We start from the raw sequence: 20012 nt of genomic DNA, 5'->3' as shown, positions 1-20012 counted from the left end.
CCAAAGGCACAGGGGCCCAGGTTACGCGGAATCGAGACCGGCACCGCCGCCCGCAGGTGCGCAGGCCGCCCTTGGCAGGATGCGCGTGGCCGCCCTCCCAGGCGCCGTCCCGGACGCCCGGCAGATGCGCGGACCGATGCCCGACCGGCCGCCGGAAGCGCCCCGCCCGGCCGACAACCGCGGCCCGTCCGGCGGATCAATCCCCGGGGCGGAAGGCATCCTTGCGGATCTCGATGCAGCCCAGCGCATCGACCAGCGCCACGTCGAAACGCATGGTCCGGTCGAACCGCCCGCCGTCCTCACGCGCCACGAATTCGCAGGCCGCCCGGCCGATCCGCGCCCGCTGGCGCGCCGAGACCCGTTGCGCCGCCTCGGCATGGCTGCGCGATTTCTTGACCTCGACGAAGATCAGCCCGGTCGCGCCGTCGCGCAGGATCAGGTCGATCTCGCCCGAGGGGCCGCGCCAGCGCCGCGCCGCCACCCGGTTGCCCGCGCGTTCATAGAGCGCGGCGACCTGTGCCTCGGCGGCCATGCCGGCCAGATGGTTGATCTTCGGATCCATGCGCCGTCTTCCCCGTTCCGCGGGGGGCGCGCGCCCGCGCCCCGGTTCAGCCGTCGGAGGGGCCGTTCGGCGCCCCCCGTTCGTCGGTCGTGTCGTCCGCCTGCGTCTCGTTCCCCCGCGCCTCGGCGCCCAGGCGCAGGGCAAGCTGGTAGACATCGCGCCGCGGCAGGTCGAGCGCGCGCGCCACCTCGGTCGCGGCATCCTTCACCCGCAGCCGCGCAAGGGCTGCGCGCAGCGCATCCTCCACATCCTCGGCCGCGGCGGCGCGGGGCTGCGGCCGGTCGACGACCACGACGATCTCGCCCTTGGGGGGCGCATCGGCATAATCGGCCGCGATCTGGCCCAGCGGGCCGCGGCGGACTTCCTCGAACCGCTTGGTCAGCTCGCGGCAGACGGCAACAATCCTTTCTTCACCCCAAGATTGGCACATATCGTTTAACAATCCCCCAAGACGACGGGGCGATTCATAGATCACCAGCGTCGCCGGAACCGCGCCGATCTCGGCCAGCCAGGCCTTGCGCGCGCCCGCGGGGCGCGGAGCAAAGCCGGCAAAGAGAAAGCGGTCGGTGGGCAGCCCCGAAACCGTCAGCGCCGCCAGCACCGCCGAGGGGCCGGGCGCGACATGGACGGCAAAGCCGGCCTCGCGGGCCTCGCGCGCCAGCTGATAGCCCGGATCGGCCACCAGCGGCGTGCCCGCTTCCGAGGCGTAGACGACGCTGCGCCCCTCGGCCAGCGCCGCCATCAGCCGCGGCCGGGCAGCAGCGCCGTTATGGTCGTGATAGGCGATCATCGGCCGATGCCCGAGCGGCACGCCGTGGATCTCCATCAACTGGCGCAGCGAGCGGGTGTCTTCGGCCGCGATGACCTCGGCCGAACGCAGAAGATCAAGCGCGCGCAAGGTGATGTCGCGCGCAGTCCCGATGGGGGTGGCGATGAAATGCAGCCCCGGCGCCGGCGGGCGGAGGGCATCTGGACGGGGCGTTGCCTGCCCCTCGGGCGGGGGCGTGGCGCCCGTCTGCCTGGCCTCGGCCATTGGCGGCCCTCCTGCTGTCTATGCGCCAAGTTTACTTCACGCGGCGTTCCGAATAGGCTCGGGCCAGCTTTTCCCCCAACCCCTTCAGGAGCGCAACATGTTTGCCATTTTGCGACCGGCCCGCACCCCCCGTCCCCCGCGCGCAGACCGGCCGGCCGATCCGGCATGGGATCTGGCACGCCGCATGATGGCGCGTGTCAGCGTGATGTTCGCGGCGCTGTGGCTGGCGGCCTGTCAGCCGATGCCGATGGGGGGCACGGACCAGCAGATCAACACCGATGCGCCGGTTCCGGTGGCGCTGCTGGTGCCGGGGGGCTCGGGCGAATCGGGTGACGAGACGCTGGGCCGCGCCCTGCGCCAGGCCGCCGAGCTGGCGGTGACCGATCTCGGCGGGGTCAAGATCGACCTGCGGGTCTACAACACCGCCGGATCGCCGGCCACCGCCGCAGCCATGGCCAGCAAGGCCGTCGACGAGGGCGCCAAGATCATCCTGGGGCCGCTGCACGGGGCCTCGGCCAATGCCGCGGCCGTGGCGGTGGCGCCGCGCAACGTCAACGTGCTGGCCTTCACCAACAACACCGACCTGGCGGGCGGCAACCTGTTCGTGCTGGGCCCGAGCTACCAGAACACCGCCAAGCGCCTTGTGTCCTATGCGCGGGCGCGCGGCCTGTCGCGCTTTGCCGTGGCGCGCGAACGCAACGTGGCCGGGGATCTGGCCGCGCGCGCGGTCCAGACGGCGGTGGCGCGCACCGGCGGCGGCACGGTCTCGGACACCAGCTACGAGCTGTCGCAACAGGGCATCGTGTCGGCCGCCCCCACCATCGCGGCCCAGTCGCACACCGCCGACGCGCTGTTTCTCAGCGCCGATACCGCGGGCGCGCTGCCAATCCTCAGCCAGATGCTGATCGAACAGGGGATGTCGACCGACGCGACCCGGCTGATCGGGCTGACGCGCTGGGACGTGCCGGCGGGCGCGACCAACCTGCCGGGGCTTCAGGGCGGGTGGTTCGCGCTGCCCGACACGGCGCTGACCTCGCGGTTCGAGCAACGCTATACCGAAGCCTATGGCACCGCGCCGCACTGGATCGCGGGGCTGGCCTATGACGGGATCGCGGCCGTGGGCGCGCTGGTCAAGAGCGGGCGTGCCGATGCGCTGACCCGCGCCGCGCTGACCCGCCCCGAAGGCTTTGTCGGCGTGGCGGGCATCTTCCGGCTGCGCCCCGACGGCACCAACGAACGCGGCCTGGCCGTGGCCGAGATCCGCGAGGGCCGGCCCGTCGTGATCGACCCCGCGCCGCGCAGCTTCGCCGGCCCCGGCTTCTGAGCCGCTCCCCACTCTCCCCCCGCGGGCGCCTTCCCGGCGCCCGCCGTTTACCCTCGCGTCCCTGTCCGGCGGCCCGCCGTAACCCCGGCTTAACCCTGCCGGCTGCAAGGTTCCCTGCCCGGAACCCGCGCAATCGGGGCAGCCCGTCACAGCCGCCCCGGCTGGACCTTCGGGCGCAAAACGCGCAGATAGAGGTGACCGCCGCTTGCGCGCCCCCGCAGGTGGATCGGATCGGCGGACCGAACGCGGATGCGGGCCGGGCCGCCCACGCAATGCATCTCGACAGGGGCAGGAGCACGCCCATGACCACGCCGGCCAGCGCCCGGTCCGCGCCGACGCCCGATCCCGTCACCACCCCTGCGACCACCCCGCCCGCCACGGACGCGGGGCGCGCCCTGCTCGAGACCCCCGACCTTTTCTGCGAAGCCCTGCTGGCCGAGGCGCGCGCGCTGGCCGAGCCCCGCGCCGTGCGCGCGCTGTTCACCGAACGCGTCCGCGCCGCGCGCGAGGAGGCCTGCGCGCTTCTGGCCCGCGAACTGGAAGACCATCCCCGCAAGGGGCTGGCCACGGTGCAGACGCAGGCACGGCTGACCGATGCGGTGGTGCGCACGGCCCATGCGCTGGCCACACAGGTGCTGCATCCGCTGCCCAACCCCACCGATGGCGAGCGGCTGGCGCTGCTGGCGGTGGGCGGCTATGGCCGCGCCGAGATGGCGCCGCATTCGGATGTCGACCTCTTGTTCCTGACGCCCTGGAAGATCACGCCCTGGGCCGAGAGCGTGATCGAATCCATGCTCTACATGCTGTGGGATCTGCGGCTGAAGGTCGGCCATGCCTCGCGCACGGTGAAGGATTGCATCCGCCTCGGCCGCGAGGATTACACCATCCGCACCGCGCTGCTGGAACACCGGCTGATCTGCGGCCACGCCCCCCTGGAAGAGGAACTGCGCGAACGGCTGCGCGCCGATCTGTTCCACGGCACGGAATCGGAATTCATCGAGGCCAAGCTGGACGAACGCGCCGCGCGCCACCGCCGGCAGGGCGGGCAGCGCTATGTTCTTGAACCCAACATCAAGGAGGGCAAGGGCGGTCTGCGCGATCTCCAGACGCTCTACTGGATCGCAAAATACCTGCATGGCGTCGATTCGGTGCGCCAGCTGGTCGATCTGGGCATGTTCACCGCGCGCGAATACGACACCTTCCTGCAAGCCGAGGATTTCCTCTGGGCGGTGCGCTGCCATCTGCATCTGATCGCGGGGCGGGCCTCGGACCAGCTGACCTTCGACGCCCAGGTCGAGGTCGCCCGCCGCATGGGCTATGAGGACCGCGAGGGCCGGCGCGGCGTGGAAATCTTCATGCAGCGCTATTTCCGCCATGCCACGCGCGTGGGCGAGCTGACGCGCATCTTCCTGACCGGCCTCGAGGCGCGCCATGTCAAGCGCGCGCCCATGCTCCAGCGCATCTTCCGCCGCCGGCGCAAGGTCAAGGCGGGCTTCGTCTCCGAGAACAACCGCCTGAACGTGGTCGATGCCAAGGCCTTCCTGGCCGATCCGCTGAACATGCTGCGCATCTTCGAGGAAGCCTTGCGCACCGGCATGCTGATCCACCCCGATGCGATGCGGCTGGTGGCGGCCAATCTCAAGCGCTTCGAGGACATCCGCGAGGACCGCGAGGCCGGGCGCATCTTCCTGGATCTGCTGCTCAAGCACGGCAACCCCGAACGCGCGCTGCGGCGGATGAACGAGCTGGGCGTGATCGCCGCCTTCATTCCCGAATTCGAGCCGGTCGTGGCGATGATGCAGTTCAACGTCTACCACCATTACACGGTGGACGAGCACACGATCCAATGCATCTCGACGCTGGCGCAGATCGAGCGCGGCGAATTGATCGAGGAATTGCCGCTGTCGTCGCGCATCCTTGAGGAAGACGTGAACCGGCGCGTGCTCTATGCCGCGCTGTTCCTGCATGACATCGGCAAGGGCCGCCCCGAGGATCACGCCATCATCGGGGCCCAGATCGCGCGCCGGGTGGCGCCGCGGCTGGGGCTGAACGCCGAGGAATGCGAGACCGTGGAATGGCTGGTGCGCCATCACCTGCTGATGTCGGACATGGCGCAGAAGCGCGACCTGTCGGACCCGCGCACCTTGCGCGACTTTGCCAAGATGGTGCGCACCAAGAAGCGGCTGGACCTGCTGACGGTGCTGACCGTGTGCGACATCCGCGGCGTGGGGCCGGGCACCTGGAACAACTGGAAGGCCCAGCTGATCCGCAAGCTCTACCGCGACACGGCCACGGCGCTCGAGGCCGGCCTCGAGGCGGTCAACCGCGAGCAGCGCCAGGACGAGGCCAAACGCGCCCTGCGCGAGGCGCTGTCGGATTGGGAGCCGCGGGCGCTGCGCCAGGAGACCGCGCGGCATTACCCGCCCTATTGGCAGGGCCTGTCGACCGAGACCCAGGCGGTCTTTGCCCGGCTGCTGCGCGACCTGCCCGAGGATTCGATCCGCATCGACCTGCACCCGGATGCCGACCACGACGCCACCCGCGCCTGTTTCGCCATGGCCGACCACCCCGGCATCTTCGCGCGGCTGTCGGGCGCGCTGGCGCTGGTGGGGGCCAATGTCGTCGATGCGCGCACCTATACGACCAAGGACGGTCTGGCCACCGCCGCCTTCTGGATCCAGGACAGCGACGGCAGCCCCTACGAGGCCTCGCGGCTGCCCCGCCTGCGTTCGATGATCGAACGCATCCTGCGCGGCGAAGTTCTGGCCCGCGAGGCGCTGAAGGACCGCGACAAGATCAAGAAACGCGAGCGCGAATTCCGCTTTCCCACCCATATCGTCTTCGACAACGAAGGCTCGGAGATCTATACGATCATCGAGGTGGACACCCGCGACCGGCCCGGCCTTCTCTATGATCTGGCCCGCGCGCTGGCCGGCAATTCGATCTACATCGCCAGCGCGGTCATTGCGACCTATGGCGCGCAGGTGGTCGACACCTTCTACGTCAAGGACATGTTCGGGCTGAAACTGCATTCCAAGGCCCGGCAGGAAACACTGGAAAAACGTCTGCGCGCCGCGATCGCCGAAGGCGCCGAACGCGCGGCAAGCTAGGGCGGGCAGGAACATGGCGGCGATCCGGCTGGTGCGGGGCTTCGTCACGGTGGGCGGCTGGACATTGGCCAGCCGGGTGCTGGGCTTTGCCCGCGACATCATGATGGCGGCCTTTCTGGGCGCAGGCCCGGTGGCCGAGGCCTTTCTGATCGCCTTCTCGCTGCCCAACATGTTCCGCCGCTTCTTCGCCGAGGGCGCCTTCAACATGGCCTTCGTGCCCATGTTCTCGAAGAAATACGAGGCCGGCGAAGACCCCGAGGGCTTTGCCCGCGATGCCTTCTGGGGGATGGCGACGCTGCTGAGCCTGTTCACGCTTCTGGCCATGGCGGCGATGCCCTGGCTGGTGCTGGCCATGGCCTCGGGCTTTGCCGGGGATGCCCGCTTCGACATGGCCGTGGCCTTCGGCAAGATCGCCTTTCCCTATATCCTGTTCATCTCGCTGGCGGCGCTGATCTCGGGGGTGCTGAACGCAACGGGGCGTTTCGCGGCCACGGCGGCGGCGCCGGTGCTGCTCAACATCCTGTTCGTGGCGGCGATGCTGGGCGCCGATGCGCTGGGCTGGCCGATGGGTCCGACGCTGGCCTGGACGGTGCCGGTGGCAGGCGTGGCGCAGCTGGCGCTGGTCTGGGCGGCGCTGGCGCGCACAGGGCTGTCGCTGCGCTTTCGCCGCCCGCGGCTGACACCCGAATTGCGCCGGCTGGCGGTGATCGCGGCGCCCGCGGTTCTGGCGGGGGGCGTGGTGCAGATCAACCTGATCGTCGGCCGCCAGGTCGCCAGCTTCACCGAAGGCGCGGTGGCCTGGCTGTCCTATGCCGACCGGCTCTATCAATTGCCGCTGGGGGTGGTGGGGATCGCCATCGGGGTGGTGCTGCTGCCTGATCTGTCGCGCAAGCTGCGCGCCGCCGATCACGCGGGCGGGCGGGCCAGCTTCAACCGCGGCACCGAATTCGCGCTGATGCTGACGCTGCCTTCGGCGGTGGCGCTGATCGTCATGGCCCAACCGCTGGTGCAGGTGCTCTTCGGGCGCGGGGCCTTTGGCGCCTCTGACATCGACGCCACCGCCGCGGCGCTGGCCGTCTATGGCGCGGGGCTGCCGGCCTTCGTGCTGCACAAGGTGCTTCAGCCGCTTTATTATGCGCGCGAGGACACGCGCCGCCCGTTCCATTTCGCGGTGGTGGCGATGGGGGTCAACGCCCTGCTGGCGGTGGGGCTGATGCCGGTGATCGGCTTCCTGTCGGCGGCCATCGCCACGACGGTCTCGGCCTGGGTGATGGTGGCCCAGCTCTGGCACGGTGCGCGCGGCATGGGGGACGCCGCACGCCCCGACACGCGGCTGCGCCGTCGGCTGCCGCGGCTGGTGATCGCCTCGGCGGCCATGGGGGCGGTGCTGTGGCTGGCGGCGGCGCAGCTGGCCGGGCCGCTGGCCACGGGCGGGCTGCGCTATGGCGCGCTGGCCGGGCTGGTGGGCCTGGGGATCGTGGTCTATTTCGGCGTCGGCGGGGCGATCGGCGCCTTTCGGCTGAGCGATTTCCGCGCCGCGCTGCGCCGCTGAAGCCGCCCGTGATCGCCCTGCGTGCCCCGGCTCAGCGCCGGCGCATCCGGTCGAGCGCGCGCGACCAGCCGCCCGGCCCCAGCAGGAAGGACAGCAGGAAACCCACCCCGAAGCCGCTGAGTTCGGCCACCCAGTCCCAGCTGCCCCCGAACAGAAGGCCAAAGACCAGCTGCAATCCCAGCAGGAAGCCGATCAGCTGGAACGCCCGCAGCCGGCTTTCGCCCACACCCGCGGCGCGCATCCACAAAAGCCAAGTATAGGCCCCGATCAGCCCATAGACCGCCGGATAGCCGCCATAGATCGGCCGGTCAGAGACACCCAGCGCGGTATAGATCAGCGCCCCCCCCACGGCCGAGGCCAGGAACAGCACGATCACGGCCAGGGGGCGGAAGATCTCGCCCACCATCTTGCCCAGCGCCAGCAGGAAGACCAGAACGAACAGCGCCTGGGTGAAGCTGCCATGCACGAAGGGATAGGTCAGGATGCGGGTGACATGGCTTTGCGGATAATCCCCCGCCGCGATCATCGCGCGCAGGATGCCCGGCGCGAAGGCAAAGCGCTGGAGCGCGTCCATCCGCCAGCCCACCGCCTCGGGGCCGCCGGCCAGACCGGCCTGACCAAGGGCAAAGACCGCCTCGAAGGCGATGATCGGCAGCGCCAGCACCCAGACCGCCCAGGGCAGCGGGTTGACCGGCGAATGATCGTATCCCTCGCGCATGGCGTGTTCCTTCTTGCGCGGACCCGGCAACGGCAGGGGGGCAGGCGCGCGGGTCCGGTTGCGCGCCCTGCGCCGAAGCGATAAGCGAGGAACGCATTCTTTTCCACCCCCGCCGCCATCCAAGGGAACGCCATGACCGCCCAAGAGCCCCAAGCCCCCGTCTTTCCCCCCCGCATCTTCTCGGGCATCCAGCCGTCGGGCGGGCTGACGCTGGGCAATTACCTGGGCGCGCTCAGACGTTTTGCCGAAAAGCAGGATGCGGGCATCGAGACGATCTATTGCCTGGTCGACCTGCATGCGATCACCGTCTGGCAAGAGCCCGAGCGCCTGCGCCACCAGACCCGCGAGGCCGCCGCGGCCTTCATCGCCTCGGGGATCGACCCGGCCCGGTCGATCCTGTTCAACCAGAGCCAGGTCTCGGCCCATGCCGAGCTGGGGTGGATGTTCAACTGTGTCGCGCGGCTGGGGTGGATGAACCGCATGACGCAGTTCAAGGACAAGGTCGGCAAGAATGCGGAAAAGGCGAGCCTGGGGCTCTATGCCTATCCGTCGCTGATGGCGGCCGACATCCTGGTCTATCACGCGACCCATGTCCCCGTGGGCGAGGACCAGAAGCAGCATGTCGAGCTGACCCGCGACATTGCCGCCAAGTTCAACCACGATTACGGCGTGGACTTCTTCCCGATGCCCGAACCCGTGATCGAGGGCGCGGCCACGCGGGTGATGTCGCTGCGTGACGGCACCAAGAAGATGTCGAAATCCGACCCCTCGGACGCCAGCCGCATCAACCTGACGGACGACGCCGACACGATCGCGCAGAAGTTCCGCAAGGCGCGCACCGATCCCGACCCGCTGCCCGACAACCTGGACGGGCTGCGCGACCGCCCCGAGGCGCGCAACCTGGTCAACATCTATGCCGCGCTTTCGGGCAAGACCGCCCAGCAGGTGGTCGAGGAATTCGCCGGCCAGGGTTTCGGCGCCTTCAAGCCCGCGCTGGCGGATCTGGCGGTGTCGGTGCTGGCGCCGATCTCGACCGAGATGACACGGCTCATGGCCGACCCGGCCGAGATCGACCGCATCCTGGGCCAGGGCGCGGCGCGCGCCGAAGCGATCGCCCAGCCGATCCTGGCGCGGACGATGGACATCATGGGGATGATCCGCTCGCGCTGAGCGCGCCCCCTTGCCGTTCCACGTTCCAAGGGGCCCCCGCGCGGGGCCCTTTTCGCTGCGCGCCTTCCCGCCCGCGCCCGGCTCAGCGGTCCAGAAGCGGCTCGTATTCGGCGTCGGTCAGCGCCTCGAGAAAGGCCACCAGCGCGTCGATGCGCCGATCATCGAGCGCAGGGCCCTCTTCCAGAAGATCGCGCGAGAGGTTCGCCGCGACCTCGGGCGGGGCCCAGGGCGCGCCGGTCTCGGGGTTGATCTGCCGATCCGGGCGGCGGGAATTATACTTGTTGTAGAACAGGATGACCGTGCGCAGATCGGCAAAGACGCCGTTGTGCATATAGGGGCCCGTCACCGCCACATTGCGCAGCCCCGGCACGCGGAACCGGCCCTGCGCCGCGGGGTCGCTGACCTGCGGATTTGCGGCAAGGCCCGCATCCACATGATCCGCGCCCAGCCCGTTCACCGCCCGCACGGCCGTGTTCGCCGGCACGCCGATGTTGTGATATTCGTAATTCGAGAAGGTCTCGGCCGGATCGGTGGGCGAGCGGCGCAGCTGGTGGCACAGGTTGCAATTGGTGAATTGCTGCGAGAAGAACAGCACCCGGCCCAGGTCTTCCTCGGGGGTCAGTTCGATCTCGCCGCGCAGATAGCGGTCATAGCGCGAGGAAAAGGGCGCAAAGACCGCCGTCTTCTCATAGGCCGCCAGCGCCGCGGTCATCGCGGCATAGGCGCCCTCGGGGTCGTCGGACAGGCCCTGCGCGGCCAGCGTCGCCCGGTAACGCGGGGTCTCGTTCAGCCGCGCCAGAACCGCGCGTTTCGAGGGAAGCCCCATCTCGACCGGGTTCAGGGGCGGCCCGCCCGCCTGCGCGGCCAGATCCGCGGCCCGGCCGTCGTGGAAAAGCCCCCCCTCCCACATGCCGTCGGCCCGGCGCGTGAAGGGCGGCACGAAGCCCGCATACATCGCCGTGGGCGCATTGCGGTCCCCCAGCGAGACGCCATCGTCGCCCAGCGACACCGCCGCCCCGGCGCGGGTCTGGCGCGGGTCGGTGAAGGCGCGCGCGGGCGCGTGGCAGCTGGCGCAGGCCTGCGTGCGGTTCTGCGAAAGATTGGTGTCGAAGAAGAGCGCCTCGCCCCATTCCGCCGGATCGGTGAAGGGGGCGGCGTCGGGTTCGGCCGCGCGCGCCGGCGCGGCCAGAAGGGCAAGGCAGATCAGCGAGACCGCGGGAAGCAACATGTCGGACCTTTTGGAAGGATTATACCCGACCAAAACACTACGAATTCACCCTGTCAAGCGCGGCACGAAAAACCCCCGCGCGCGGGCGGCACGCGGGGGAGAATGTTGCGACCGAAAACCGGGGCTCAGCGCCCGGCGTAGATCTCGGCCACGCGCGCCACCGCGGCCTCGGCGCTCATTTCCTCGCTCTCGCCGGTGCGCCGGCAGGTCAGTTCGACCACGCCATTGGCCAGCCCGCGCGGCCCGACGGTGATGCGCCAGGGCAGCCCGATCAGGTCCATCGTGGCGAATTTGGCGCCGGCGCGATCCTCGCGGTCGTCATAGAGCGCCTCAAGGCCCCTGGCGGCCAGCGCGGCATAGAGCCCCTCGCAGGCGGCATCGGTGGCCGCGTCGCCCTGCTTGAGGTTGACGATCCCCACCGGGAAGGGGGTCACGCCCTCGGGCCAGATGATGCCGCGGTCGTCGTGGTTGGCCTCGATCAGCGCGCCCAGAAGCCGGCTGACGCCGATGCCGTGGCTGCCCATCTCGACCGGCACGCGGGCGCCATCGGGGGTGACGACGGTCGCGCCCATTGCCTCGGAATACTTGGTGCCGAAGTAGAAGATCTGCCCGACCTCGATGCCGCGGCCGATGCAGCGGCGCTCTTCGGGGATCTGTTCGAAAAGGGCCGCGTCGTGGGTCTCGTCGGTGCGCGCATAGAGCGAGGTGAATTCCTCGCAGATCGCGGCCACCTGTGCGCGGTCGTCATAATCCACCGCGCGATCGCCCAGCTTCAGCGCGGGCACGCGGGCGTCATAGAACACCTCGGATTCGCCGGTCTCGGCCAGCACCAGGAATTCATGCGTGTTGTCGCCCCCGATCGGCCCCGAGGCCGCGCGCATCGGAATGGCGGTCAGGCCCATGCGTTCATAGGTGCGCAGATAGCTGACCATGTGGCGGTTGTAGGCATGCAACGCATCCTCGCGCGTCAGGTCGAAGCTGTAGCCGTCCTTCATCAGGAATTCGCGGCCGCGCATCACGCCAAAGCGCGGGCGGATCTCGTCGCGGAACTTCCACTGGATATGATAGAGCGTCAGCGGCAGCTGCTTGTAGCTTTCCACATGGGCGCGGAAGATGTCGGTGATCATCTCCTCGTTGGTGGGGCCATAGAGCATGTCGCGGTCGTGGCGGTCACGGATGCGCAGCATCTCCTGGCCGTAATCGTCATAGCGGCCGGATTCGCGCCACAGGTCGGCCGGTTGCAGCGTCGGCATCAACAGCGGGATATGGCCGGCGCGGGCCTGTTCCTCGTGCACGATCTGCTCGATGCGGCGCAGCACGCGATAGCCCAGCGGCAGCCACGAATAGATGCCGGCCGCCTGCTGGCGGATCATGCCGGCGCGCAGCATCAGCCGGTGGCTGACGATCTGCGCCTCGGCGGGGTTTTCCTTCAGGACGGGCAGGAAGTAACGGGAGAGGCGCATGGAATGTCCCTGCGATTGAGATGCGTGATGGCCTCAGGGGCTAGCCGAAAGCGCCGCGCGGGGCAAGATGGGCTTGCGGCGCGGGCCGGGCGCGGGCCAGTCTGGCAGGCGATGCCGCCGCCCCGAGGGATGCGCCCGTGATCTGGTCCGCCGCCACCGTCCCGACGATCGAGCTTGCCCTTCTGGGGGCGGGGGTGGTGATGCTGGCCTGGGCGGGTTTCGGGCTGCGCGGACGCGGCCTTGTCGCCCCGCGCAGCAACGCTCTGGGCCGCGATGGGCGCGACCTGGTCCTGGCGCTGGTGGCGCTGGCCTTTGCCGGGGCGCTTGTCGTGGCGTTCCTTGTCCTGTTCGACACGGGGCGCAACATCCTGGCCCCGCCCGATGGCGCGCGCAGCGGCCCCAACCTGGGCGCCGGCGCGCTGATCGCGGCGATCCTGGGCGCGCCCTTCGTCATCTGGGCCACGATCCTCAAGCACCGCCAGTTCGACTTGCAGAAGGATGGCCAGATCACCGACCGCATCTCGAAGGCGGTCGAGCAGCTGGGCGCCGAGAAGACGGTCAAGCGGAGACGGAAGAAAACCGCGCTCGAGATCACCGAGCCCAACATCGAGGTGCGGATCGGCGCGCTCCTGTCGCTGGAACGCATCGCCCAGGATTCGGTGCGCAACGATGCCGGGCGCGATCATGTCCGCGTGATGGAGATCCTCTGCGCCTATATCCGCCACAACGCCCCGGCCAGCGGCGCGAAAGCCACTATGCAGAAGACTTACGGCATATTCTCTCCGACACGGGCCGATCTCCGTCCTTCCACGGATCCCGACACGGAAGGGCCAGAACCATTCCAGCAGAGCTTTCCGCCCCCGCGCGCCGATGTGCAACTGGCGCTGGAGGTTCTGGGCCGGCGCAGCCCCGAGCAGCGCCGCCACGAGGCCCGCTGGGGCCCGCAGGCCGACCCGGAGGCGGACTGGATCTTCGACCACCCGCCGCGCCCGCCGGCAACCGACGACCCGCCGGCCATGGAGGAATATCGGGACAAGCTGCGCGCGTGGAGGGATCGGACCAGGGCCTACAAGGGCTATCGCCTCGACCTGCGCGAGACCAACTTGCGCAGGGCGAACCTGTCCGGTCTGAATTTCTCGGGTGCACGAATGAACGGCGCCCGAATGGACTGGGTGAAATGCCATGGCAGCCGCCTTAACTGTTCGCAGCTTTCAAAAGCGCAGATGCAGCACGCAAGCGTCCACCATGCGGAACTGGCAGGGGCCGATTTTTCGGATGCATATCTGGACCGCGCCGTTATTCAGGACAACCGTCTGGATGGAGCGATCTTTTTTCACACCCAAATCACAATGGCGCGGTTCGCCAGGACAAGCATCGTAGACGTCAACCTGATTTCCGCAGACCTAAACGGAAGCTTGTTCCGGGACATGTCCCTCGCGGTGACATCGAAGCTTATTTCAGACGACTTTTCAGACGATCTATGGCAAAAAGTATTTTCTCTTACGCTCAAAGAGACATTCGGTGATGCTTCCGTGAAATTGCCCGCAGGAATAAGCCCACCCGAACACTGGCCAATGTCATCCTCTAGTAGGAATAAAACCTTCAACCTATGGCTGAAGTGGTGCGGGCTCGAAACGGACTAAGCCCGCCCCCGAACGCCCCCACCCCTTGAAACCCGGCGCGGGACGGGCGATCTGTGGGGGGTCTGACAAGGTGATGCATGGCCCTACCCGTCCGTTCGCAACTGATCTACTGGACCGCCGCGCTGGCGGTGCTGATGCTGGTCCTGTGGGGCCTGGGCACGGTCATCACGCCGTTCCTGGTGGGCGGCGCCATCGCCTATTTCCTGGACCCGGTGGCCGACCGGCTGGAACGCCTGGGCCTGTCGCGGCCCGCGGCGACGGCCACGATTGCCTCGCTGGGGGTGCTGGTGCTGACGCTGGCCGCGCTTTTGGTGCTGCCGATGCTGGTGCGCCAGGCGGTGCAGCTGGTCTCGACCGCGCCCGAGATCGTGGCGCAGCTGCATGACTGGCTGATCACGCGCTTTCCCGGCGTTCTCGAGGACGGAGGCGTGCTGCGGCGCGCGCTGTCGGCGGTGGCCGAGACCGCCCAGAGCCGCTGGGACACGCTGGCCACGGGGGTGCTGAGTTCGGCCATGGGCGCGGTCAATGCGCTGGTCTTCGTGGTCGTGGTGCCGGTGGTGGCCTTCTATATGCTGCTCGACTGGGACCGGATGGTGGCGCGCATCGACGGCTGGCTGCCGCTGGACCACCGCCCCGTGATCCGCCGCCTTGCCCGCGAGATCGACACGGTGCTGTCGGGCTTCGTGCGCGGGCAGGTGTCGGTCTGCCTGCTGCTGGGCACGTTCTATTCGGTGGCGCTGATGGCAGCGGGGCTGGATTTCGGCCTGGTCGTGGGCGCGATCGCCGGGGCGATCACCTTCATCCCCTATGTCGGCGCGGTGATCGGCGGGCTTCTGGCCATCGGGCTGGCGCTGTTCCAGTTCTGGGGCGACTGGCTGTCGGTGGGCATCATCGCGGGGATCTTCGCGGCCGGCCAGTTCCTTGAGGGCAACGTCATCACGCCCAAGCTGGTGGGCAGTTCGGTCGGGCTGCATCCGCTGTGGCTGATCTTTGCGCTGTCGGCCTTTGGGACGCTGTTCGGCTTTGTCGGCATGCTGGTCGCGGTGCCGCTGGCGGCGGTGGCGGGCGTGTTGATGCGCTTTGCGCTGGGCCAGTATCTGGGCAGCCGGCTCTATCGCGGGCTGGTGGGGCTTGAAAGCGACACCGGGCTTGACGACGAATGACGGCGCAGCTGACCCTGGATCTGGATGTGACGCCCCGCTACGGGCGCTGCGATTTCATGCCCTCGGGGTCGAATGCGCAGGCGCTGGCGCTGGTCGATGCGCCGGCCTGGCCCAACGGCAAGCTGGTGGTCGTGGGGCCGGCGGGGTCGGGCAAGACGCATCTGGGCCGGATCTGGGCCGCCGACGCGGGCGCGGCCGTGGTGGCGGGCGCCGATCTGGCGCAGGCCGACATTCCCGCGCTGGCCGCGGCGGGTGCGGTCTTTGTGGATGACGCCGGTGCGGTGGCCGGCCGGGCCGAGGAGGCGCTCTTTCACCTGCACAACCTTCTGGGCGCGCAGGGCGGGCGGCTTTTGCTGGCGGCGCGGGCGCGGCCGGCGGATTGGGGGCTGGGCCTGCCCGATCTGAAAAGCCGGATGGAGGCCACGACGCTGGTGCGGCTCGAGGCGCCCGACGACGCGCTTCTGGCCGCGATCCTGGTCAAGAGCTTTGCCGACCGGCAGGTGGCGGTGGACCCCACGCTGATCGCCTGGCTGGTGCCGCGGATCGACCGTTCGGCGGCGGCGGCCACGGCGATCGCGGCGCGCCTTGATCGTGCGGCGCTGGGCCGGGGGGGGCGCATCTCGCGCGCGCTGGCGGCTGAAGTTCTGGACGGCGCGGCACCGGGAGACGACATTCCGGGCCGCGACGCGCGCGACGGCGACGGCTGAGCCCCTTTCGGCGGCAGCATCTGGACAGATTGTTGCGCGCCGCCCAGAATGGCTGTCACGGCGCCCTTACAATTCCACATCATAAGCGCATCATGACACAGGCAGACTTTCTCAAATCCCCGTTTCCCGAGGCCATCGAACTGCCGCTCGAGGACTTTTCCGGCCCCAAGCGGTTCTTCAACCGCGAATTGTCGTGGCTGGCGTTCAACTGGCGCGTCCTCGAGGAGGCGACGAACCCGCGCGTGCCGCTGCTCGAGCGGCTGCGCTTCCTGTCGATCTCGGCCACGAACCTCGACGAATTCTACACGGTGCGCGTGGCCGGCCTGCGCGAGCTGGTGCGCGAGGGCAACACCAGCCCCTCGGACGACGGGCTGACCCCGGCCGAACAGCTGGTGCTGATCAATGCCGATGCGCGCCGTCTGATGGAGGCGCAGCAGACCACCTGGGACACGCTCAAGCGCGAGATGGAGGCCGCCGGGATCGTGCTGGCCACCCGCGCCACGCTGACCGATGAAGACGAAGCCTTCCTGCGCGAGCATTTCCTGAACAAGGTGTTCCCGGTGCTGTCGCCGCTGGCGATCGACCCGGCGCATCCGTTCCCCTTCATCCCCAACACCGGCTTCTGCCTGGCGCTGAGCCTCGAGCGCAAGTCCGACGGCCGCCGGCTTCAGGCGCTGCTGCCGATCCCGCAGCAGATCGACCGCTTCATCCGGCTGCCGGGCGAGGCGCGGTTCCTGCCCCTTGAGGAACTGCTGCTTTTGCATCTCAACTCGCTGTTCCCCGGCTATCGTGACGCGGGCCATTGCGCCTTCCGCGTGCTGCGCGACAGCGATCTGGAGGTCGAGGACGAGGCCGAGGATCTGGTGCGCGAATTCGAGACCGCGCTCAAGCGCCGCCGCCGCGGCCAGGTGATCCGCATGAAGATCACCGCCGGCGCCCCCGAGAAGCTGCGCGCACTGATCATGGACGAATTGGGCGTGGCCGCCGACGAGGTGGTCGAGGTGCAGGGCCTTCTGGGCATTGCCGACCTCAAGGAGCTGGTGCTGAGCAGCCGCACCGACCTGCTGTGGCCCACCTTCACGCCGCGCGTGCCCGAACGGGTGCAGGACCATGACGGCGACATGTTCGCCGCCATCCGGCACAAGGACATGCTGCTGCACCACCCCTATGAAACCTTCGACATGGTGATCCGCTTCCTGAACCAGGCGGCGAACGATCCCAATGTTCTGGCGATCAAGCAGACGCTCTACCGCACCTCGCGCGACAGCCCGATCGTGGATGCGCTGTGCGAGGCAGCCGAGGCCGGCAAGTCGGTGACCGCGCTGGTCGAGCTGAAGGCGCGCTTCGACGAGGCCGCCAACATCCGCCAGTCGCGGCGGCTGGAACGCTCGGGCGCGCATGTCGTCTATGGCTTCATCAACTACAAGACGCATGCCAAGATCAGCACCGTGGTCCGCCGCGAAGGCGACAATCTGGTGACCTATACCCATTACGGGACGGGCAATTACCACCCGATCACGGCGCGCATCTACACCGACCTGTCGTTCTTCACCTGCGATCCGGCGCTGGGGCGCGATGCCACGCGCATCTTCAACTACCTGTCGGGCTATGTGCAGCCCGAGGGGCTGGAGAACATCGCCTTCGCGCCGATCACGCTGAAGCCGCGCCTGCTGGAGCTGATCGCGCGCGAGGCCGATTTCGCCCGCCAGGGACGCCCGGCGCAGATCTGGGCCAAGATGAACGCGCTGATCGAGCCCGACGTGATCGACGCGCTCTATGCCGCCAGCCAGGCGGGGGTGAAGATCGACCTCGTGGTCCGCGGCATCTGCGGGTTGCGCCCCGGCATCAAGGGCCTGTCCGAGAACATCCGCGTCAAGTCGATCATCGGGCGGTTCCTCGAACATTCGCGCATCGTCTGTTTCGGCAACGGCTTCGGCCTGCCCTCGCGGCAGGCGCGGGTGTTCTTCTCCTCGGCCGACTGGATGGGGCGCAACCTGACGCGGCGCGTCGAGACCCTGGTCGAGGCGATGAACGACACCGTGAAGGCGCAGATCGTCAGCCAGATCATGGCCGCCAACATGGCCGACGAGGCCCAGAGCTGGATCCTGCGCCCCGACGGCAGCTTCCACCGCGATCTGGGCGACACGCCGTCCGAGCTGTTCAACTGCCACCGCTTCTTCATGGAGAACCCCTCGCTGTCGGGGCGCGGATCGGCCGGCGCCAAGGACGTGCCCAAGCTTGCCCACAGCACCGAGGAACGGGTAATCATCCCCGAGGTGACACCACCGGGATGAGCCGATGATTCTGTGCCGCGAGGCCCGCCTTGACCGCTGATCGCACCTCTGCCGATCGCGCCTTGGGTTCCCACGACTGGGACCCGTTCGGAAGACCGCTGTTCGAAGACCCTTCGGCCCGCGCGCTGTCGCGTGTGGGCGTGGTCGATGTGGGGTCGAACTCGGTGCGCATGGTGGTCTTCGACGGCGCCGCCCGCAGCCCGGCCTATTTCTACAACGAAAAGGTCATGGCGGGTCTGGGTCAGGGCCTGGCCGAAACCGGGCGGCTGAACCCCCGGGGGCGCGAACGCGCGCAATCGGCGCTGCGCCGCTTTGCCATGCTGGCGCGCGAGATGGACATCGAGACGCTGACCGTCGTGGCCACCGCCGCCGTGCGCGAGGCCGAGGACGGCCCCGAATTCCGCCGCGAGATCGAGCGCACGACGGGGCTGCGGCTGCATGTCATAAACGGTCTCGAGGAGGCGCGGCTGTCGGCGCAGGGCGTGCTTCTGGGCTGGCCCGAGGCCGAGGGCGTGATCTGCGACATCGGCGGCAATTCCATGGAGCTGGCCGAGGTCCGCAACCGTCAGGTGGGCGCGCGCATCTCGCTGCCGCTGGGCCCGTTCCGGCTTCAGGAAATCAAGGGCGGCAAGGCGGCACTCGTGGCGCATATCCGCACCGAGCTGGCCCGCGCGGCCGAGCTGATCGCCCCCGATCACCAGCGCATCTATCTGGTGGGGGGCTCGTGGCGGGCGATCGCGCGGCTGGACATGGAACGGCGCGGCTATCCGATGAAGGTGCTGCACGAATACCGGATGGGTGCGCAATGCGTCGCCCAGACGGTGGCCTGGCTGGGCCGCTCCGATCTCGACAAGCTGCGCGCGGCGACGGGCATTTCCGGCTCGCGCATGGATCTGGTGCCGCTGGCCGCCCAGGTGTTGCGCGAATTGGTGCATCTCTACCACCCGCGCGAGATCGCCATCTCGGCCTATGGCATCCGCGAGGGGCTGCTCTACGAACAGATGCCCGACCGGCTGCGCCGCCGCGACCCCCTGATCGAGGCCTGCCGGCACGCCGAACGCACGATGGCGCGCCAGCCCGGTTTCGGCAAGAAGCTCTATACCTTCATCGAACCGCTCTACAGGAACGCCGCGGAGGCGCGGGTGCGGCTGGCGCGGGCGGCCTGCATGCTGCATGACACGACCTGGCGCGCCCATCCCGATTATCGCGCCGAAAGCTGCTTTGACCATGTCACCCGCGCCAACATGGGGGGGCTGTCGCATCCCGAACGGGTGTTTCTGGGGGTGGCGCTGCTGCATCGCTATCGCAATTCGCGCGCGGGCAGCCCGCTCGAGCCGATGTTCAAGCTGCTCGATGACAAGACCCTGCGCGAGGCCGAGATCCTGGGCAAGGCGATGCGCTTCGGGGCGATGTTCTCGATCCATGACCCGGCCGAGGCGGGCGCGCTGAAGCTGTTCCCCAAGAAGAAGGTTCTCGAGCTGCATCTGACGCCCAAGGGGGCCGCGCTTTTCGGCGAAGTGGCCGAGGCGCGCTTTGCCGCATTGGCCGCGGCGCTCAAGTGCGAGGCCGTGGTGATCCACGACGGCACCCGCAAGAAGGCCCAGCGCCGCAAGTGATCCCCCACACCTGATCCCCCCACCTGATCCCCCCACCTGATCCCCCCACCTGATCCACTGCGCCGTGGGACGCGTGCCACAGCCGGAAGCGCGCGATGAAAAGACCGCAAATCCCGCACAAGAGAGGCTTGCGCTGCCCCGCCCAAGCGGGTAAACGCCCCCTCACGGTGGTCATCCGAGATGCCGCCGCCCAAGGGCCGCATGGGCCCGCGGGATCAAGGACGCCGGTGTAGCTCAGCTGGTAGAGCACGTCATTCGTAATGATGGGGTCGGGGGTTCGAGTCCCTTCACCGGCACCACTTCCCCTTGGAAGTGACAAATTTCTCTGCAATTTCAGCGACATTGCGTTCCGTCCGGTGCACTTTCATGCACCCCCGGAGCAGACATGGAGCTTGCCTTGAAGCACGTCGAACGGACCAGATCAGAGCG

Annotated in this window: 14 protein-coding genes and 1 tRNA gene; 10 read left to right on the top strand and 5 right to left on the bottom strand. The window is 68.7% G+C overall.

Annotation, left to right across the window (positions count from 1 at the left end; translation table 11 throughout):
- Positions 1-196: 196 nt before the first annotated feature.
- On the bottom strand, positions 197-562 hold the full coding sequence (locus tag BW949_RS06695) for a YraN family protein (protein ID WP_076364296.1): 366 nt from the start codon (positions 560-562) through the stop codon (positions 197-199).
- 46 nt (positions 563-608) lie between these two features.
- A complete protein-coding gene (gene rsmI, locus BW949_RS06690) occupies positions 609-1595 on the bottom strand; it encodes a 16S rRNA (cytidine(1402)-2'-O)-methyltransferase (RefSeq protein WP_076364294.1) in 987 nt (328 codons plus the stop codon).
- Positions 1596-1779: 184 nt separating this feature from the next.
- Between rsmI and BW949_RS06685 the strand changes: the two genes are divergently transcribed.
- From BW949_RS06685 to murJ, 3 genes are all read left to right on the top strand, one after another.
- Positions 1780-2919 (top strand): penicillin-binding protein activator, encoded by a 1140-nt coding sequence (locus tag BW949_RS06685; protein ID WP_076364883.1) that lies wholly within the window; start codon positions 1780-1782, stop codon positions 2917-2919.
- A 302-nt stretch (positions 2920-3221) separates the two neighbouring features.
- Positions 3222-6029 (top strand): [protein-PII] uridylyltransferase, encoded by a 2808-nt coding sequence (locus BW949_RS06680; protein ID WP_076364292.1) that lies wholly within the window; start codon positions 3222-3224, stop codon positions 6027-6029.
- Between the two features lie 13 nt (positions 6030-6042).
- On the top strand, positions 6043-7581 hold the full coding sequence (gene murJ, locus BW949_RS06675; RefSeq protein WP_076364290.1) for a murein biosynthesis integral membrane protein MurJ: 1539 nt from the start codon (positions 6043-6045) through the stop codon (positions 7579-7581).
- 31 nt (positions 7582-7612) lie between these two features.
- On the opposite strand, the gene BW949_RS06670 is transcribed toward murJ, so the two are convergent.
- On the bottom strand, positions 7613-8299 hold the full coding sequence (locus BW949_RS06670; protein WP_076364288.1) for a rhomboid family intramembrane serine protease: 687 nt from the start codon (positions 8297-8299) through the stop codon (positions 7613-7615).
- Positions 8300-8431: 132 nt separating this feature from the next.
- Between BW949_RS06670 and trpS the strand changes: the two genes are divergently transcribed.
- The gene (trpS, locus tag BW949_RS06665; RefSeq protein ID WP_076364286.1) at positions 8432-9469 is read left to right on the top strand and encodes a tryptophan--tRNA ligase; all 1038 of its coding nucleotides are present in this window, start codon (positions 8432-8434) and stop codon (positions 9467-9469) included.
- Positions 9470-9551: 82 nt separating this feature from the next.
- On the opposite strand, the gene BW949_RS06660 is transcribed toward trpS, so the two are convergent.
- Positions 9552-10697: a cytochrome-c peroxidase gene (locus BW949_RS06660; RefSeq protein WP_076364284.1), complete on the bottom strand. Its 1146-nt coding sequence runs from the start codon at positions 10695-10697 to the stop codon at positions 9552-9554.
- A 125-nt stretch (positions 10698-10822) separates the two neighbouring features.
- Positions 10823-12160, bottom strand: coding sequence for a proline--tRNA ligase (proS, locus tag BW949_RS06655; protein WP_076364282.1), 1338 nt, complete (start codon positions 12158-12160; stop codon positions 10823-10825).
- Between the two features lie 137 nt (positions 12161-12297).
- Here proS and BW949_RS06650 point away from each other — a divergent pair, with 137 nt between their 5' ends.
- The 6 genes from BW949_RS06650 (at position 12298) to BW949_RS06625 (ending at position 19882) form a co-directional block, all read left to right on the top strand.
- The gene (locus BW949_RS06650) at positions 12298-13803 is read left to right on the top strand and encodes a pentapeptide repeat-containing protein (protein ID WP_076364280.1); all 1506 of its coding nucleotides are present in this window, start codon (positions 12298-12300) and stop codon (positions 13801-13803) included.
- Between the two features lie 77 nt (positions 13804-13880).
- Complete coding sequence (locus BW949_RS06645) at positions 13881-14966, top strand: AI-2E family transporter (RefSeq protein WP_076364278.1); 1086 nt, start codon at positions 13881-13883, stop codon at positions 14964-14966.
- The gene (locus tag BW949_RS06640; protein WP_076364276.1) at positions 14963-15673 is read left to right on the top strand and encodes a P-loop NTPase family protein; all 711 of its coding nucleotides are present in this window, start codon (positions 14963-14965) and stop codon (positions 15671-15673) included. Before BW949_RS06645 ends, BW949_RS06640 begins: the two co-directional genes overlap by 4 nt.
- 92 nt (positions 15674-15765) lie before the next feature.
- The gene (locus BW949_RS06635) at positions 15766-17967 is read left to right on the top strand and encodes an RNA degradosome polyphosphate kinase (protein WP_076364274.1); all 2202 of its coding nucleotides are present in this window, start codon (positions 15766-15768) and stop codon (positions 17965-17967) included.
- Between the two features lie 29 nt (positions 17968-17996).
- Positions 17997-19583, top strand: a complete 1587-nt coding sequence (locus BW949_RS06630; protein WP_083947620.1) for a Ppx/GppA family phosphatase — start codon at positions 17997-17999, stop codon at positions 19581-19583.
- A gap of 223 nt (positions 19584-19806) precedes the next feature.
- Positions 19807-19882: transfer RNA gene (locus BW949_RS06625), tRNA-Thr, on the top strand.
- Positions 19883-20012: the final 130 nt, after the last annotated feature.

Source organism: Phaeovulum vinaykumarii, assembly GCF_900156695.1.
Lineage (GTDB): Bacteria > Pseudomonadota > Alphaproteobacteria > Rhodobacterales > Rhodobacteraceae > Bieblia_A > Bieblia_A vinaykumarii.
This window is presented reverse-complemented; position numbering and strand designations above follow the sequence as displayed.